This window comes from Streptomyces sp. NPDC031466 (assembly GCF_055581265.1).
Genome location: NZ_JBVIJT010000007.1, coordinates 359,630 through 376,296, shown reverse-complemented (window position 1 = coordinate 376,296; position 16,667 = coordinate 359,630). Strand labels below are relative to the sequence as shown.

General features: G+C 70.6%; 13 protein-coding genes. 7 read left to right on the top strand and 6 right to left on the bottom strand.

Annotated elements, in window-relative coordinates:
* Positions 1 to 233: 233 nt before the first annotated feature.
* A complete protein-coding gene (locus ACZ5GP_RS19610; protein ID WP_468752042.1) occupies positions 234 to 1,409 on the bottom strand; it encodes a SpoIIE family protein phosphatase in 1,176 nt (391 codons plus the stop codon).
* Positions 1,410 to 1,561: 152 nt separating this feature from the next.
* Here ACZ5GP_RS19610 and ACZ5GP_RS19605 point away from each other — a divergent pair, with 152 nt between their 5' ends.
* Complete coding sequence (locus ACZ5GP_RS19605; RefSeq protein WP_468752041.1) at positions 1,562 to 2,791, top strand: GNAT family N-acetyltransferase; 1,230 nt, start codon at positions 1,562 to 1,564, stop codon at positions 2,789 to 2,791.
* Positions 2,792 to 2,833: 42 nt separating this feature from the next.
* On the opposite strand, the gene ACZ5GP_RS19600 is transcribed toward ACZ5GP_RS19605, so the two are convergent.
* The 3 genes from ACZ5GP_RS19600 to ACZ5GP_RS19590 all read right to left on the bottom strand — a co-directional run bounded on the left by ACZ5GP_RS19600 (position 2,834) and on the right by ACZ5GP_RS19590 (position 4,654).
* Positions 2,834 to 3,082: a superinfection immunity protein gene (locus ACZ5GP_RS19600; protein ID WP_468752040.1), complete on the bottom strand. Its 249-nt coding sequence runs from the start codon at positions 3,080 to 3,082 to the stop codon at positions 2,834 to 2,836.
* A 90-nt stretch (positions 3,083 to 3,172) separates the two neighbouring features.
* The gene (locus tag ACZ5GP_RS19595) at positions 3,173 to 3,994 is read right to left on the bottom strand and encodes an Fpg/Nei family DNA glycosylase (RefSeq protein WP_468752039.1); all 822 of its coding nucleotides are present in this window, start codon (positions 3,992 to 3,994) and stop codon (positions 3,173 to 3,175) included.
* Positions 3,995 to 4,168: 174 nt separating this feature from the next.
* Entirely contained in the window at positions 4,169 to 4,654 is a 486-nt protein-coding gene (locus ACZ5GP_RS19590) for a ribose-5-phosphate isomerase (protein ID WP_468752038.1), read from the bottom strand.
* 205 nt (positions 4,655 to 4,859) lie between these two features.
* Here ACZ5GP_RS19590 and ACZ5GP_RS19585 point away from each other — a divergent pair, with 205 nt between their 5' ends.
* Positions 4,860 to 6,317 (top strand): amino acid permease, encoded by a 1,458-nt coding sequence (locus ACZ5GP_RS19585; protein WP_468752037.1) that lies wholly within the window; start codon positions 4,860 to 4,862, stop codon positions 6,315 to 6,317.
* Between the two features lie 172 nt (positions 6,318 to 6,489).
* Positions 6,490 to 7,833, top strand: a complete 1,344-nt coding sequence (locus ACZ5GP_RS19580) for an FAD-binding oxidoreductase (RefSeq protein ID WP_468752036.1) — start codon at positions 6,490 to 6,492, stop codon at positions 7,831 to 7,833.
* Positions 7,834 to 7,894: 61 nt separating this feature from the next.
* Here the strand turns inward: ACZ5GP_RS19580 and ACZ5GP_RS19575 are convergent, their stop codons facing one another.
* Complete coding sequence (locus ACZ5GP_RS19575; RefSeq protein ID WP_358582148.1) at positions 7,895 to 8,473, bottom strand: biotin transporter BioY; 579 nt, start codon at positions 8,471 to 8,473, stop codon at positions 7,895 to 7,897.
* A gap of 352 nt (positions 8,474 to 8,825) precedes the next feature.
* Here ACZ5GP_RS19575 and ACZ5GP_RS19570 point away from each other — a divergent pair, with 352 nt between their 5' ends.
* The 3 genes from ACZ5GP_RS19570 to ACZ5GP_RS19560 all read left to right on the top strand — a co-directional run bounded on the left by ACZ5GP_RS19570 (position 8,826) and on the right by ACZ5GP_RS19560 (position 12,790).
* The gene (locus ACZ5GP_RS19570) at positions 8,826 to 10,211 is read left to right on the top strand and encodes an amino acid permease (protein WP_468752035.1); all 1,386 of its coding nucleotides are present in this window, start codon (positions 8,826 to 8,828) and stop codon (positions 10,209 to 10,211) included.
* Between the two features lie 277 nt (positions 10,212 to 10,488).
* Positions 10,489 to 11,940 carry an amino acid permease gene (locus ACZ5GP_RS19565; protein ID WP_468752034.1) on the top strand — a complete coding sequence of 484 codons (1,452 nt, stop codon included), beginning with the start codon at positions 10,489 to 10,491 and terminating at the stop codon, positions 11,938 to 11,940.
* Between the two features lie 199 nt (positions 11,941 to 12,139).
* Positions 12,140 to 12,790: a superoxide dismutase gene (locus ACZ5GP_RS19560; RefSeq protein ID WP_468752033.1), complete on the top strand. Its 651-nt coding sequence runs from the start codon at positions 12,140 to 12,142 to the stop codon at positions 12,788 to 12,790.
* Between the two features lie 237 nt (positions 12,791 to 13,027).
* Here the strand turns inward: ACZ5GP_RS19560 and ACZ5GP_RS19555 are convergent, their stop codons facing one another.
* Positions 13,028 to 13,669, bottom strand: a complete 642-nt coding sequence (locus ACZ5GP_RS19555) for a mycothiol-dependent nitroreductase Rv2466c family protein (RefSeq protein ID WP_358582144.1) — start codon at positions 13,667 to 13,669, stop codon at positions 13,028 to 13,030.
* 145 nt (positions 13,670 to 13,814) lie between these two features.
* Here ACZ5GP_RS19555 and pepN point away from each other — a divergent pair, with 145 nt between their 5' ends.
* Positions 13,815 to 16,382 carry an aminopeptidase N gene (gene pepN, locus ACZ5GP_RS19550; RefSeq protein WP_468752032.1) on the top strand — a complete coding sequence of 856 codons (2,568 nt, stop codon included), beginning with the start codon at positions 13,815 to 13,817 and terminating at the stop codon, positions 16,380 to 16,382.
* The last annotated feature ends 285 nt before the right edge of the window (positions 16,383 to 16,667 follow it).

The following is a 16,667-nucleotide window of genomic DNA, read 5'->3' as shown; positions in this document are numbered from 1 at the left end:
ATCTCCACCCGGTGCCGCTTGATCGCCCGCCCCGACCAGTCGTACCCCGCACCCCGCACTCCCTCCGGTCGTCGTAACCGGACCAACCTCGCCGACGAACCCCTCAGATGGGGCAGAAGATCGAAAACCCAGACAAACCCACCCCTACTTTGCTACAGAGCGCTACTTGTCACTTCGTCGGAGCTAAGGCACGCGCAGGGCTTGGCGGGCCGCGCCGGTCGACGCGGGACCGCTCACGCCTCCCGGCAGATCAGCAGCAACGCCCTGTCGTCGTTCACGTCCTTCGCGACCGCCTCGATGAGGTGCCAGGCCGCGCCGTGGAAACCGCCGGCCACATAGCGGTCGGCCTCGCCCGTGAGGCGGTCGATGCCTTCGGCGATATCCCGGTCGGAGGTCTCCACCAGGCCGTCGGTGAAGAGCATCAGGACGTCACCGGGGCGCAGCATGCCCTTCACCGGGTCGAACTGCGCGCCGTCGTAGACCCCGAGGAGCGGGCCCTGGCCCGTCTTCTCCTCCCAGCGGCCACTGCCCGCGCTGAGCTGGAGGCCCGGCGGGTGGCCCGCCGAGAAGAGTTCGTAGTCGCCGGTCTCCAGGTCCAGGACCAGATGGATGGAGGTCGCGAAGCCCTCCTCCCAGTCCTGGCGGAGCAGATAGCCGTTGGCGGCGGGCAGGAAGGAGTGCGGGGGCAGCGAGCCGAGAAGGCCGCCGAACGCGCCGGACAGGAGCAGCGCCCGTGAACCGGCGTCCATGCCCTTGCCGGACACGTCGGTGAGGACGACCTCCAGGGTGCGGCCGCCGTTCGTCCGGGCCGCGACGACGAAGTCACCCGAGAAGGACTGCCCGCCCGCCGGGCGCAGCGCCATCTCGCGGTGCCAGCCGCGCGGGAGTTTCGGCAGCTTGCTCTGCACCCGGATGCGCTCGCGCAGGTCGAACAGCATCGTGCCGCCGCCGCGCCAGGGCACGCCGACCCGGCTGCGGAACTGGGCCACGACCAGGCCGAAGAAACCGCAGGCGGCCACCACCAGAACCACGCCCGGCGTGACGCGCGAGGGCCCTTCGGCATACGGGCCGAGCCGGACGGTCTCCACGATCAGCGCCACGGCGGTGGCCGCGTACAGGCCGAGGAGGCTGGCGGGACGCAGCAGCAGTCCGCCCGCCACGATGGGCAGCACCAGGGCGGCGGGCGCGCACCAGACGTTGTTCACCATCGTGCCGACGGCGATCAGCGGCACGGTGACGAGCAGCCCGGCCAGGGCGACCCAGTCCGAGCCGTCGCCCCGGAAGTAGTCGACCCCGGATTTGCGCAGCACTATGCGGACCCGGTGCAGCCGCTTGTTCATCCGGGCCGTGAATGTCTCGGCCTGCGCCCGCCGTTCGCCGCGCTCGCCTCGTGCTCCTCGTACCGCCATTGCTCGTGGACCCTATCCAGCGGGCCGCACCCTTCGCACGGGAGGTCCCGCTTGTCCCTCGTCAGAGGCACGGGCGGACGGGCCGTGACGGCCTGTTCCAGCCGTGGGAAATGCCCTCGCATCAGGTGGTATCGCCCTGGTAGGCATGCGGTATGACGACAGACTTGCGGGTCCTCGCGGAAGCCGAATGGGACGACTGGTTCGCAACGTTCGCCCTCGCCTTCGGCGGGAGGCCCACGCCGGCGGGGAAAGAGGAGCTGTGGCGCGACCTCGTGGAGGTCGACCGGATGCTGGGCGCCTGGGACGGGGACACCTGCGTGGGCACGGCGGGGGCCTTCTCCTTCCGGCTCTCCGTGCCGGGCGGCGCCCTGGTGGACGCGGCGGGCGTCACGACGGTGAGCGTCGCGGCGACGCACCGCAGGCGCGGCATCCTGACGGCGATGATGCGCAGGCAACTGGACGACGTGCGCGCGCTCGGCGAGCCGCTGGCCGTGCTGACCGCCTCCGAGCCGGTCATCTATGGCCGGTTCGGATACGCCCCGGGCACCTCGCAGATGAAGGCGGACATCGACACGACGCGGGTACAGCTGTCCGTCCCGCCCGGCACGGACGACGTACGGCTGCGGTACGCGCGGCCCGCCGACGTCCTCGACGCGTGCGAGGAGCTGTACGCGCGCCGGGTCGTCGCCCGTCCGGGGATGCCGGCCCGGCAGCCCGGCTGGGAGCGGCTCGGACTGTTCGACCCGGAGAGCCAGCGGGACGGCGCGTCGCCGGTGCAGTGCGTGGTCGCCGAACGCGCGGGCGAACTGGTCGGCTATGTACGGTTCGCCGTCCGGCCCGACTTCGACTGGAAGGGCCCCAAGGGCGTGGTGCGGGTGCGGGACCTGGAGGCGGAGGACCCGGCGGCGTACGCGGCGCTGTGGCGGTTCGTCTTCGGCATCGACCTGACGACGTCGGTCCTCGCGTACAGCCGTCCGGTGGACGATCCGCTGCTCCAGCTCGCCTCGGACATCCGGCGGTGCGATCTCGCGGTGCGGGACGCGCTCCACGTACGGCTCGTGGAGGTGGGGGCGGCGCTGGCGGCGCGCACGTACCGTACGCCGCTGGACGTCGTCCTGGAGGTCGAGGACGCCTTCTGCCCCTGGAACGCGGGCCGTTGGCGGCTCACCGGTGACGCGAAGGGCGCCTCCTGCGAACGGACCCGGGACCCGGCCGACCTCGCCCTGTCCGTACGGGAACTGGCCGCCGCCTACCTCGGCGGGACCTCCCTGACGTCACTGGCGGGCGCGGGGCGGGTGCGGGAGCTGCGGCCGGGGGCGCTGGCGGAGGCGTCGGTGGCCTTCGGCTCGGACGTGGCGCCTTGGCTGCCGCACGGCTTCTAGGGCGGTGCGTGTCCTTGTGCGTGCCTTGTGCGCGCCGCGGCCTCAGGCTGACAGGGGCAGCGGGGACTTCGGCTTGCGGGTGGCCAGGTAGAGGGAGACCAGCCAGGCTATCGCCGACTGGCCGACGGCGACGTTGAGGATGAGGATCACCCAGCGGAGTTCGGCTCCCCGGTTGAAGGCGATCAGGGACGGCAGGACGTAGAGCACGACGGTGAGCACCGCCAGGACGAAGCCGCCGAGCGAGTTGAGATCGAAGCCGAGGTGGAAACCGGGCATATTGAACTGGAACATGAAGAGAACCCCCCGTGGAGCTGATCACGCGACCGCTGGTCAGGCGGTCGCTGGTCAGGCGGTCGAACTGGTGAATCGATCTTAGTCGCGCTACCGGCCGGCGTCGGGGCGTTGACAGGTGGGGCACCAGAAGAGGTTGCGGGCGGCGAGGTCGGCGGTGCGGATCTCGCCGCCGCAGAGGTGACAAGGCTGGTTCGCCCTGCGGTAGACGTACACCTCGCCGCCGTGGTCGTCCACGCGCGGCGGACGGCCCATCGCCTCCGGGGTGTGCTCGGGCCGCACCGTGTCGATGCGGTTGAGGCGTACGCCCTCGCGCATCAGCTCCACGAGATCCGCCCAGATCGCCTGCCACCGGGTCTCGGTGAGGTCCTTGCCCTGGGTGTACGGGTCGATGCCGTGCCGGAAGAGGACCTCGGCGCGGTAGACGTTGCCGACGCCCGAGACGACCTTCTGGTCCATGAGCAGCGCGGCGACGGTGGTGCGGCTGCGGGAGATCCGGCGGTACGCCTTGCCGGGGTCGTCGCCCTCCCTGAGGGGGTCCGGGCCGAGGCGCTCGTGTATCGCCCGCTTCTCGTCGTCCGTGATGAGCGCGCAGGTCGTCGGGCCGCGCAGGTCGGAGTAGTACGCGTCGTTCCGCAGGCGGAGGCGGACGGTGTCCGTGGGCGGCGGGGCGGGGTGCTCGCCGAGGGCGTACTTGCCGAAGAGGCCGAGGTGGATGTGGACCCAGTCGCCCTCGCCGAACCCCAGGAAGAGGTGCTTGCCGTGGGCCTCGGCGGTTTCCATCGTCCGGCCGTCGATCAGGGCGGCGCTGTCGGAGAACTTGCCTTGGGGGCTGGTCGCCTTTACGGGGGCGTCCTGGAAGCGGGCGCGGTGGTCTGCCGCGAGGCGGTGAATGGTGTGGCCCTCCGGCATGGTCCCTCCGGGGGTTGTGCGGTCACGAAAATCGCCTTGAGGGCTCGTCCTCAAACGCCGGACGGGCTGGAAGTCTTCCGCGCGGCCGTCAGGAGAAGGTGCGGCCGGGGAGCGGAAAATCAGCCCCTCCGGCGTTTGAGGAGCGGGGTCCGGGGCGGAGCCCCGTGGGGGTGACTACTGCTGGGGGTGCCCGGCCGGGATGGGCGGAAGGTCGCCCGTTTCCTCGTAGGCGGAGAGCATCTCGATGCGGCGAGTGTGGCGCTCCTCACCCGAGTACGGCGTGCTCAGGAAGATCTCGACGAACTTCGTCGCCTCCTCCTGGGAGTGCATCCGACCGCCGATCGAGATGACGTTGGCGTCGTTGTGCTCACGGCCGAGCGCCGCGGTCTGCTCGCTCCAGGCCAGCGCCGCGCGGACGCCCTTGACCTTGTTCGCGGCGATCTGCTCGCCGTTGCCGGAGCCGCCGATGACGATGCCGAGCGCCTCGGGGTCCGCGGCGGTCCGCTCCGCGGCACGCAGGCAGAACGGCGGGTAGTCGTCCTGGGCGTCATAGATGTGGGGCCCGCAGTCGACGGGCTCGTGGCCGTGGCCCTTGAGCCATTCGACCAGGTGGTTCTTGAGTTCATAGCCGGCATGATCCGAGCCGAGGTACACGCGCATGCGTCCGAGTGTGGCACGTCGCGCACCGGGTAGCCGCGATCGGGGCCGGGCCTTCGGGACCAAGGTCCCGGCCAGTCCGGGGCGAGTCCAGGCCAGGTCCAGGCCAAGTGGCTTGAATGCAACGATCCGGATTCAGGACTTCCGTCCCGATCGCTCCTGAGTTTGAATGCGGGGGCTCGTGACCCGAGAACTTAAGGATTCGTCCATGACCTCGCAACCCTCCCTTGCGAAGGCAGACAGCAACCCCCCATCCCCTGGGGATCCGCGGTCTGGCGACACTGGTGACACCGGCGACGGCCTGAAAGCGGGTCTCAAGAACCGCCACCTCTCCATGATCGCGATCGGCGGCGTCATCGGCGCCGGCCTCTTCGTGGGATCCGGCTCCGGCATCGCCGCCGCCGGACCCGCCATCCTCGTCTCGTACGCCCTCGTCGGCGCCATGGTCGTCCTCGTGATGCGGATGCTGGGCGAGATGGCCGCCGCACGGCCGACGTCCGGCTCCTTCTCCACCTACGCCGACCAGGCGCTCGGCCGTTGGGCCGGCTTCTCCATCGGCTGGCTGTACTGGTTCTTCTGGGTCGTCGTCCTCGCGGTGGAGGCCACCGCCGGGGCCGTGATCCTCAACGGCTGGATACCCGCCGTCCCGCAGTGGGGCTGGGCGCTCATCGTGATGCTGGTGCTCACCGCGACCAACCTCGTCTCGGTCGGCTCGTACGGCGAGTTCGAGTTCTGGTTCGCCGGCATCAAGGTCGTCGCGATCGGCGCGTTCGTCGTCATCGGCCTGCTCGCCGTCTTCGGCGTGCTGCCCGGCTCCGACAACCCCGGCGCCGGATTCGCGCACCTCACCGACGCGGGCGGCTTCATGCCCAAGGGCGCGGGCGCCATCCTCACCGGCGTACTGATGGTCGTCTTCTCCTTCATGGGCAGCGAGATCGTCACGCTGGCCGCCGGTGAGTCCGAGGACCCGCAGCGCGCGGTCACCAAGGCGACCAACAGCGTGATCTGGCGCATCGGCGTCTTCTACCTCGGCTCGATCTTCATCGTGATCACGCTCCTCCCGTGGAACGACAAGTCGATCACCGAGGACGGCAGCTACGTCGCCGCGCTCAACTCGATCGGCATCCCGCACGCCGGTCAGGTCATGAACGTCATCGTGCTCACCGCCGTGCTCTCCTGCCTCAACTCCGGGCTCTACACCGCCTCCCGCATGGCGTTCTCGCTCGGGCAGCGCGGCGACGCGCCCAAGGCCTTCGCGCGCACCAACAAGCGGGGCGTGCCGCAGGCCGCGATCCTCGGCTCCGTCGTCTTCGGCTTCCTCGCCGTCTGGTTCAACTACCAGTGGAAGGACACCGTCTTCGACTTCCTGCTGAACTCCTCGGGCGCCGTGGCCCTGTTCGTGTGGCTGATGATCTGCTTCACGCAGCTGCGGATGCGCGGGATCATCCTGCGCGAGGAGCCGGAGAAGCTCGTCGTGAAGATGTGGCTCTTCCCGTACCTGACGTGGGTGACGATCGCGATGATCTCGTTCGTCCTCATCTACATGCTGACCGACGAGGCCGGGCGCAAGCAGGTGCTGCTGTCGCTCCTCGCGGCCGCGTTCGTGGTCGTGTTCTCGGTGGTGCGGGAGAAGATCCGGCCCCGCGAAGAGGCCGAGCAGGTCTGAACGGCTCCCCCAGGGGTGCCATCGAGGACCCCGTCCGGGCTCCCGTCAGGGGTGCCCTCAAGGGTCCCGCGATAAGTTGACGGAGGATGTCAGCTTTTCGCGGGATCCTCTCCGTTGTCCGGCAGATGTACGCGGCTCAGGCGCCACGTACGCGGCACAACGGAGGCTCCTCGTGGATTTCACCGGTTTCAGCGCCCAACGACTCGTGTTCCGGCCCGGCGACCCCGGGTACGACGACGAGATCGCCGGATTCCAGACCGGTTTCGCGACGCGGCCCGACCTCGTCCTCGGCGCCACGAGCGCCCAGGACGTCGTCGCCGCCGTGTCGTACGCCGGTGAGCACGGGCTGCCCGTAGGGGTCCAGGCCACCGGCCACGGACTGCCGGGGGCGTCCCAGGGCGGCGTCCTGATCAGTACGCGGCGGATGGACTCCGTGCGCGTCGACGCCGCCGCCCGCACCGTCACCGTCGGCGCCGGCGCCCGCTGGGGGCAGGTCGTCGAGGCCGCCGCGCCCCACGGGCTCGCCCCGCTGAACGGCTCGTCGCCGGGCGTGGGCGTCGTGTCGTACACCCTCGGCGGCGGGCTCGGCATCCTCGCCCGGCAGTTCGGCTACGCGGCCGACCACGTCCGCTCCCTCGACGTCGTCACGGCGGACGGCACCCTGCGCCATGTCACCGCCGACAGCGACCCCGAACTCTTCCAGGGGCTGCTCGGCGGCGGCGCGACCCTCGGCGTGGTCACCGAGCTGGAGATCGGCCTCGTGCCGGTGGCGCGGCTGTACGGCGGGGCGATCGCGTTCGACGGCCGTACGACGGACCCCGCCGCCCTGCTGCGCGGCTACGAGCAGTGGACGCGGACCCTGCCCGAGGAGCTGACCTCCTCGCTCTCCGCGCTGCTCTACCCCGACATCCCCCAACTCCCGCCGCTCCTGCGGGGCCGCTACCTGATCTCGGTGCGCGTCGCGTTCACGGGGACGCGGGCCGAGGGCGAGCAGCTGGTGGCGCCGTTGCGCGCGCTGGCTCCCGCCGTGTCGGACACGCTGCGGGAGATGCCGTACACCGAGAGCCACACCATCCACAGCGACCCCGACTTCCCGCACGCCTACTACGGGGACAGCGTGCTGCTCAGCGGCCTCGACGTCGACACGGCCGGTGAACTGCTCGCGCTGACCGGCCCCGGCGCCGACTCGATGCACGTCGTCCAGATCAACCACCTGGGCGGGGCGCTGGCGCGGCCCGCGAAGAACACGGTGCCCCACCGCGGGGCGGGCTGGCTCGTCCGCGTCCTCTCCCCGCTGGACGGCACGGACGTGGCGACCGTACGGGAGCTGCACGCGCGGGCGTTCGGGCGCGTGGCGGGACAGCGGCTGGGCCGCTCGCTGAACTTCGCGTTCGGCGGCGCCGACCGGCCCGAGGGGCTGTACGACGCGAAGACGCGGAAGAGGCTCGCCGGGCTGAAGGTCGCGTACGACCCGGCGAACCTCTTCAGGCGGAGTCACGGCGTCGGTGTCCGTTGACGGGTGGTGCAGGGGTGTTGACGTGTGCGTCGGCGGGCGGGTGCGTCAGCGGGCGGGTGCGTCAGCGGTCGAGCAGCTTCCAGGCCGTGGGCAGCGCGCCCATCGCGAGGGCGGCCTTCAGGGCGTCGCCGATCAGGAAGGGCGTGAGCCCGGCGGCGACGGCCTGGGTCAGCGACATGCCGGTCGCGGCGGCGAGGTACGGCACGCCGACCGCGTAGATGATCGCGGAGCCGAGCACCATCGTGCCCGCGGTGCGCAGCACGGAGCGGTCACCGCCCCGGCGGGCGAGGGCGCCGACCACGGTGGCGGCGAGCAGCATGCCGAGGACGTAACCCAGGGAGGGGGCCGCGACGCCCGAGCCGGCCTGCGCGAACCACGGCATGCCGGCCATGCCGACCAGCGCGTACAGCGCAAGGGAGAGGAAGCCGCGGCGGGCGCCCAGCGCGGTGCCGACGAGCAGCGCGGCGAAGGTCTGGCCGGTCACCGGCACGGGGGAGCCCGGGACGGGCACCGCGATCTGGGCCGCGACACCGGTGAGCGCGGCGCCGCCGAGCACGAGGGCGGCGTCCTTCACGCGGGACGCGGGCAGCAGGTCGGCGAGGACCTGGCCGGGACGGGGGGTGGCAGCGGCGATGCTCATCGGGGACTCCGCGGGAGGGCTGGGGCGGGTTGGGACGCGTCGACGCTATCCCAGGCGGGGGCACCCTCACAGGGGCTCCGGGTGACAACCCCGGGGCGGGGGCTTGGTGGGCTCCGGACAAAGGGCCTTCCGTACACCTCGCCGGGCGTGACGCTCGTCACTGAGGTCGGCGGGTGGGTGGCCCGTTTTGCGCGGAGGGGCGCCGCCCGGGGAGACTGTGGAGTCCCGCCAAAGTCTCCGTGACGCCGCAAGCCCGTGATCCCGTACCCGTAACGCCTTGAGCGCGTAATCCCGTAAGCCCGTGACCCCGTACGCCCGTAAGCCCGTGACCCCGAGAGCAGCGCTGAGCACCATGCACGACCCCCAGGCCTCGGCCGCTTCCTCCACCGAGCCGCTCGGCGGCGGGCTCAAGCAGCGGCATCTGACGATGCTCGGGCTCGGCGGCGTCATCGGGGCCGGGCTCTTCGTCGGGTCGGGCGCGGGGATCGCCGTCGCGGGGCCCGGGATCGTCGTCTCGTATCTGATCGCGGGCGCGCTCGCGATGTGCGTGATGCGGATGCTCGGCGAGATGTCGGCCGCGATGCCCGCGTCGGGCTCCTTCTCCGTGCACGCGGAGCGCGCGCTGGGCCGCTGGGCCGGGTTCAGCGTCGGCTGGCTGTACTGGTTCCTGCTGGTCGTCGTGCTCGCCGTGGAGGCGACCGGCGCCGCGCAGATCGCCCACGGCTGGGCGCCCGCGGTGCCGCAGTGGGCCTGGGTCCTGCTCTTCATGCTGGTCTTCACCGGCGCCAACCTCGCCGCCGTGAAGAACTTCGGCGAGTTCGAGTTCTGGTTCGCGACGCTGAAGGTCTGCGCGATCGTCGCGTTCCTGGTGCTGGGACTGCTCGCGATCTTCGGGGTGCTGCCGGACACGGACCCCGTGGGCCTCACCCACCTCAGCGGTGACGGCGGATTCCTGCCCAACGGCTGGGCGGGCGTGGTCTCCGGAGTCCTCGCCGTCGTCTTCGCCTTCGGCGGCCTGGAGGTCGTCACGATCGCGGCCGCCGAGTCCGACGACCCGGTCCGATCGGTCGCCCGCGCGGTGCGCAGCGCCGTCTACCGCATCCTCTTCTTCTACGTCGGCTCGATGCTGGTCATCGTGACGGTGCTGCCGTGGACCGCGCAGAAGGCGGGCGCCAGCCCGTACGTCACCGTCCTCGACTCGATCGGGGTGCCGTCCGCCGGGACCATCATGAACATCGTGGTGTTCGTGGCCCTGCTCTCGGCGCTCAACGCCAACCTCTACGGGTCCTCCCGGATGGTCTTCTCCCTCGCCGAACGCGGCGAGGCCCCGAAGGCCCTCCTGAAGGTGTCCGGCGGCGGGGTCCCGCGCCGCGCGGTCCTCGCCTCGGTCGCCTTCGGCTTCGTATCGGTCGTACTCAATCTGAAGTGGCCCGATTCGGTCTTCCTCTACATGCTCAACTCGGTCGGCGCGGTGCTGCTGTTCGTCTGGGCGCTGATCGCGGTGTCGCAGCTGCGACTGCGGCGACGGATCGAGCGGGAGGCCCCGGAGCGGCTGGTGCTCCGGATGTGGGCGTTCCCGTATCTGACCTGGGCGGCGCTGGTCGCGATGGCCGCCGTACTCGCCCTGATGCTGAACGACGACGGGGCGCGGCCCCAGCTGCTGTGGTCGGCGGGGGCGACGGGCGCGGTGCTGGCGGTCGCCGGGCTGCGGGAGTGGCGGGGCCGGCGGCGACCCTGACCCCGCGTGAACGCGCCGTGAACTTCTTGTGGCGGTTTCTTCACGAGGTGTAAGCGTCGTGTCCGTATACCGGTCGGTGGTTCCCTGTCAGCGGTGCCGGACTTCAGACTGTGGGCCCGCTCAACTCCCTCACGTTCCGGCTCCTCCCCCTCATGTTCCGGTTCCTGACCCGCTCCCCCTCACGTCCCGGTTCTTGATCCGCTTCCTCCCGTCCCGGTTCCCGACCCGCTCTCCCTTCCGCCCCTCCCCCGTCTCGGCTACTGAACAGGGCACGCCCATGTCTCGGACGTCCAGCTCCAAGGACGCCGCATCCGCACCCGATGCGACACCAGCACCTGATGCCGCACCCAAGGCCGACTCCCCGCTCGTCCACGGCCTCAAGCAGCGGCACCTCTCCATGATCGCCCTCGGCGGCGTGATCGGCGCCGGCCTCTTCGTGGGCTCCGGAGCGGGCATCGCCAAGGCCGGGCCCTCGATCGTCCTCGCCTACGCGATATCCGGCGCGCTCGTCATGCTCGTGATGCGCATGCTGGGCGAGATGTCGGCCGCCAACCCGGCCTCGGGCTCCTTCTCCGTGCACGCCGAACGCGCCATCGGCCCCTGGGCGGGCTTCACGGCGGGCTGGGGCTTCTGGTTCCTGCTCTGCGTCGCCGTGGGCCTGGAGGGCATCGGCGCCGCGAACATCATGGTGGGCTGGTTCCCCGGCACCCCGCAGTGGGCCTGGGTCGCCCTGTTCATGCTGGTCTTCTGCGGCGCGAACCTCACGGCCGTGAAGAACTTCGGCGAGTTCGAGTTCTGGTTCGCCGCCCTGAAGGTCGGCGCCATCGCCCTCTTCCTCGGCATCGGTGTCCTCGCGATCCTCGGCATCCTGCCCGGCTCGGACACCCCGGCCCCCGGCCTGGAGAACCTCACCGGCGAGGGCGGCTTCATGCCGAACGGCACGGACGGTCTGATCATCGGCCTCCTCGCCTCGGTGTTCGCGTACGGCGGTCTGGAGACCGTCACCATCGCCGCCGCCGAGTCCGAGAACCCGGTCAGGAGCGTCGCCAAGGCCGTACGTACGGCGATGTGGCGCATCGCCCTCTTCTACGTCGGCTCCATGCTCGTCGTCGTCACGCTGCTGCCGTGGGACAACAAGGACGTCGCCACCAAGGGCCCCTACGTCGCCACCCTCGACCACCTGGGCATCCCCGGCGCCGGGCAGATCATGAACGTCATCGTGCTGATCGCCCTGCTGTCCGCGATGAACGCCAACATCTACGGCGCCTCGCGCATGTCCTACTCCCTGATCGAGCGCGGCCAGGGCCCGAAGACGCTCGGCCGCGTGTACAGCGGCGTGCCGCGCCTCGCCGTGCTGGCCTCGTCGGTCTTCGGCTTCGGCTGCGTGCTGCTCAGCTACTGGAGCCCCGACCAGGTCTTCCCCTGGCTGCTCAACATGATCGGCGCGATGATCCTCGTCGTCTGGATCTTCATCGCCGTCTCGCAGCTCCTCCTGCGCCGCCGGACGGAGCGCGAGGAACCGCAGAAGCTCGTCGTGCGGATGTGGGCGTACCCGTTCCTGACCTGGGTGGCGCTGGCCGCGATGGCGTACATCTTCTACCTGATGACCGAGCAGCCCGACACGCGCAAGCAACTGCTCGCCACGGGGGCGCTGACGCTGTGCCTCGCCGTGATCGGTTTCATACGGCAGAAGCGGGCGGAGCGGGTGGCGGTCACGGCCGCCGAGTAGGACACGTTGTACGCGGAGGGGCCCGGGTCGATGATGACCCCGGGTCCCTTTGTCGTATCGGGGGGGCCTTCGTCGCTTCGGGGGGCCTAGGACGAAGGGCTGATCAACTTCGGGGCCTGCTGCTGTTAGCCTGCACTTGCGCATGACTTGCAATAAGAAGTAAGAAGCAGTGAGAAGCAGCAGTCGGAGGGCTCGGACCATGGCCATTTACACGCTTCCAGAACTTCCGTACGACTACGCGGCGCTCGAACCGGTCATCAACCCGCAGATCATCGAGCTGCACCACGACAAGCACCACGCCGCGTACGTGAAGGGCGCGAACGACACCCTGGAGCAGCTGGCGGAGGCGCGCGACAAGGAGACGTGGGGCGCCATCAACGGCCTGGAGAAGAACCTGGCCTTCCACCTCTCCGGCCACATCCTGCACAGCATCTACTGGCACAACATGAACAGCCCCAAGGACGGTGGCGGCGGCGAGCCGCTGGCCGCCGACGGCGTCGGTGAGCTGGCGGACGCGATCACCGAGTCCTTCGGCTCCTTCGCCAAGTTCAAGGCGCAGCTGACCAAGGCCTCGGCGACGACCCAGGGTTCGGGCTGGGGCGTCCTCGCCTACGAGCCGCTCAGCGGCCGCCTCATCGTCGAGCAGGTCTACGACCACCAGGGCAACGTCGGCCAGGGCTCCACGCCGATCCTGGTCTTCGACGCCTGGGAGCACGCCTTCTACCTCCAGTACAAGAACCAGAAGGTCGACTTCATCGAGGCCATGTGGCAGGTCGTCAACTGGCAGGACGTCGCCAAGCGCTACGAGGCCGCCAAGCAGCGGGTGAACGCCCTGCTGCTCACTCCGTGAGACATCTCCGGCGCGTGAGGCCGTCCGCCTCGTGAAACGTCCTGCCTCGTGATCGTCTTCTCAACTTTCGCCGAGGCGGGCGGATAAAGGAAAGACCCCCGTGAGGACGTGACTCACGGGGGTCTCTCTGTTGTACGGGCCTACCGGCTGTGCGGGCTTACCGGCTGTGCGGGCTTACCGGCTGTGCGGGCTTACCGGCTGTGCGGGCTTACCGGCTGTGCGCGGCGGCTCGCGGGGTCACTCGAAGTTCGGGCCCTCGGTCCGCGTCCGCTTGATCTCGTAGAAGCCCGGCGTCGAGGCGACGAGCAGCGTCCCGTCCCACAGGCGCGCCGCCGCCTCGCCCTTGGGGGCCGGGGTGACGACGGGGCCGAAGAAGGCGATCTGCTCGCCGTCGGCACCGGGGACGGCGATGACGGGCGTGCCGACGTCCTGGCCGACCTTGTCGATGCCCTCCTTGTGCGAGGCCCGCAGCTCGGCGTCGTACACGTCGGAGTCCATGTGGTCGACGAGGTCGGCGGGCAGGCCGACCTCCTCCAGAGCCGCGACGACGGCCTCACGGGTGGCGCCCTCGCCACGGTTGTGGAAGCGGGTGCCGAGCGCGGTGTAGAGCTTTCCGGTGATCTCCTCGCCGTGCTTCTGCTGGGCGGCGATGACGACCCGTACCGGGCCCCAGGCCTGGGTGGCGAGCATCTCCCGGTACTCCTCGGGCAGCTCGTCGAGCCTGTTCTCGTTCAGGACGGCGAGGCTCATCACGTGCCAGCGGACCTCGACGTCGCGGACCTTCTCCACCTCCAGCATCCAGCGCGAGGTCATCCAGGCCCAGGGGCAGAGCGGGTCGAACCAGAAGTCGACCGGGGTCTTGACGGTGTTCTCGGACATGTCTCTCCCTAGGGAATGTGTTCGGCGCCTGGGGAGGGGAACGTCGGGGGTCCGTCGGGGCATTCCCGGATGTCGGCGGCCGACGCCACATGCGAGGATCGTAGACATTCGTACGAGTCATGCGAGTCACAAGGGAGTGCCGCCCGTGCCCGGTGAGAATCTGTCCCGCGACGAGGCCCGCGAGAGGGCCGCGCTGCTGTCCGTCGAGGGCTACGAGGTCTTCCTGGACCTGCGCTCGGCGGTCGGCGACGGCGGAGGGGAGCCGCGCACGTTCCGCTCGGTGACCACGATCCGCTTCCGCGCCGAGGCGGGCACGGCGAGCTTCGCGGACCTGGTCGCGCCCAGCGTCACGGCGGTGTCCCTCAACGGCAAGGACCTGGACCCCGCCGCGGTCTTCGACGGCACCCGGATCGCGCTGGACGACCTGGCCGAGGAGAACGAACTGGTGGTGGACGCCCAGTGCGCCTACAGCCGCACCGGTGAGGGCATGCACCGCTTCGTCGACCCCGAGGACGGCGAGGTCTACCTCTACACCCAGTACGAGCCGGCGGACGCCCGCCGCGTCTTCGCCAACTTCGAGCAGCCGGACCTGAAGGCGCCCTACCGCTTCGAGGTGCGGGCCCCCGAGGGGTGGACGGTATGGTCCAACGGCGTCGGCGAACCGACCGACGGCGTATGGCGGTTCGCCGAGACGAAGCCGATCTCCACCTACATCACGGCGGTCGTGGCCGGCCCCTACCACCACGTCACCGACACCTACGAGCGCGTCCTCGACGACGGCACGCGCCTGGAGATCCCGCTCGGCGCGATGTGCCGCAAGGGCCTCGCCCCGCACTTCGACGCGGACGACGTCTTCCTCGTCACCAAGCAGGGCCTGGACTTCTTCCACGACAACTTCGACTTCCCCTACCCCTTCGGGAAGTACGACCAGGCCTTCGTGCCGGAGTACAACCTGGGCGCGATGGAGAACCCGGGCCTGGTGACGTTCCGCGAGGAGTTCATCTTCCGCGGCAAGGTGACCCAGGCGTCGTACGAGCGCCGGGCCAACGTGATCCTGCACGAAATGGCCCACATGTGGTTCGGCGACCTGGTCACCATGCGGTGGTGGGACGACCTGTGGCTCAAGGAGTCCTTCGCCGACTTCATGGGCTCCTTCTCCATGGTCGAGGCGACCCGCTTCACCAACGGCTGGATCACCTTCGCCAACAACCGCAAGGCCTGGGCCTACCGCGCCGACCAGCTGCCCTCCACGCACCCGGTCACCGCCGACATCCGCGACCTGGAGGACGCGAAGCTCAACTTCGACGGGATCACCTACGCCAAGGGCGCCTCGGTCCTCAAGCAACTCGTCGCCTACGTGGGGCGCGAGGCCTTCCTGGAGGGCGCCCGGCGCTATTTCAAGCGCCACGCGTACGGCAACACCGTGCTCGGCGACCTCCTGTCGGTCCTGGAGGAGACGTCCGGGCGCGACATGGCCTCCTGGTCGCGGGCCTGGCTCCAGACGGCGGGCGTCAACTCCCTGACGCCCCAAGCCATCTTGAACTCGGAGGGCCGGATCACGGAACTGTCCGTGCTCCAGGAAGCCGCCGAGTCCCACCCCGAACTGCGCCCGCACCGCGTGGCGGTGGGCCTGTACCGCAGGACGGCCGGCGGCGACCTGGAGCGGTACGCCCGCGCCGAGGTGGACGTCGACGGGCCGCGCACGGTCGTGGCCGAACTGGCCGGCGAAGCCGCTCCCGAGCTGATCCTCGTCAACGACGACGACCTCACCTACTGCAAGATCCGCTTCGACGAGACCTCCCTCGCCACGCTGCGGGAACACCTCGGCGACCTCACCGACCCCCTCGCCCGCGCCCTGTGCTGGTCCGCGCTGTGGAACCTCACGCGGGACGGCCTCATGCCCGCCCGCGACTTCATCGGGCTCGTGCTGCGCTTCGCCGGGCACGAGAGCGACATCGGCGTCCTGCAGATGCTGCACTCCTGGGCCAACTCCGCCCTCACGCACTACGCCGCCCCCGATTGGCGCGAGGAAGGCGGCCGGGCGCTCGCCGAAGGCGCCCTGCGGGAACTGCGGATCGCGGCGCCGGGCAGTCAGCACCAGCTGACGTGGGCGCGGTTCTTCGCGGCGGTGGCGTCGTCGCCGGCCGACCTGCAACTGCTGGAAGGGCTCCTCGCCGGCACCGCCAAGATCGACGGCCTGGAGGTCGACCAGGAGCTGCGCTGGGCCCTGCTCGGTCCGCTGACCGCGCACGGCGCCGCCGACGAGGACACCCTCGCCGCCGAACTGACCCGCGACGACACCGCTTCCGGCAAGCGGCACCACGTGCGGTGCCTGGCCGCGCGGCCCTCGGCGGCCGTCAAGGCGCAGGCATGGGCCTCCGTCGTGGAGTCGGACGCCCTGTCCAACGCGCTGGTCGAGGCAACGATCGCGGGCTTCGCGCAGCCGTCCCAGCGGGAGCTGGCGGCGCCGTACGTCTCCCAGTACTTCGACGCCATCGAGCGGGTATGGGCCGAGCGGTCCATCCAGATCGGCATGGACGTCGTGCGGGGCCTGTTCCCGCACCTCCAGGCGGACGAGGCGACACTGGCGGCGGCGGACGACTGGCTCACCGCCCACGCCTCCGCCGCGCCTGCCCTGCGCCGCCTGGTCCTGGAGTCCCGCGACGACCTGGCCCGGTCGCTGCGGGCGCAGGCGTGCGACGCGGGGGCCTAGACCGGCCGGGGGAACGGGCCTCCACCTGACCCGGGGACCGTTCCCCCACCCCGACCTGGGCGTCGCCCTGCGCCGCCGCTTCGCGGCGGGTGTCTCCCACCCACCCGCCCGTTTACCCCGGGTCGGACAGTGGAGGTAGGGGCGCGGAGCCTGGCCCCTGCGCCCTGCCCCGCCGCTACGCGGCGGATGTCTCCCGCCCATCCGCCCGTTTGCCCCGGGGCGGGCGGTGGGCGCAGGGGCGCGGAGCGGGAGCTCATCGGCAGTCGAACGCCCGTGCTTTAGGGC

Coding starts and splice junctions, on each gene's coding strand:
- ACZ5GP_RS19595 (WP_468752039.1), bottom strand. CDS start 3,994: ATGCCGGAGGGCCACACCATTCACCGCCTCGCGGCAGACCACCGCGCC.
- ACZ5GP_RS19600 (WP_468752040.1), bottom strand. CDS start 3,082: ATGTTCCAGTTCAATATGCCCGGTTTCCACCTCGGCTTCGATCTCAAC.
- ACZ5GP_RS19590 (WP_468752038.1), bottom strand. CDS start 4,654: ATGCGCGTGTACCTCGGCTCGGATCATGCCGGCTATGAACTCAAGAAC.
- ACZ5GP_RS19610 (WP_468752042.1), bottom strand. CDS start 1,409: ATGGCGGTACGAGGAGCACGAGGCGAGCGCGGCGAACGGCGGGCGCAG.
- ACZ5GP_RS19565 (WP_468752034.1), top strand. CDS start 10,489: ATGTCTCGGACGTCCAGCTCCAAGGACGCCGCATCCGCACCCGATGCG.
- ACZ5GP_RS19555 (WP_358582144.1), bottom strand. CDS start 13,669: ATGTCCGAGAACACCGTCAAGACCCCGGTCGACTTCTGGTTCGACCCG.
- ACZ5GP_RS19575 (WP_358582148.1), bottom strand. CDS start 8,473: ATGAGCATCGCCGCTGCCACCCCCCGTCCCGGCCAGGTCCTCGCCGAC.
- ACZ5GP_RS19605 (WP_468752041.1), top strand. CDS start 1,562: ATGACGACAGACTTGCGGGTCCTCGCGGAAGCCGAATGGGACGACTGG.
- ACZ5GP_RS19570 (WP_468752035.1), top strand. CDS start 8,826: ATGCACGACCCCCAGGCCTCGGCCGCTTCCTCCACCGAGCCGCTCGGC.
- ACZ5GP_RS19560 (WP_468752033.1), top strand. CDS start 12,140: ATGGCCATTTACACGCTTCCAGAACTTCCGTACGACTACGCGGCGCTC.
- ACZ5GP_RS19585 (WP_468752037.1), top strand. CDS start 4,860: ATGACCTCGCAACCCTCCCTTGCGAAGGCAGACAGCAACCCCCCATCC.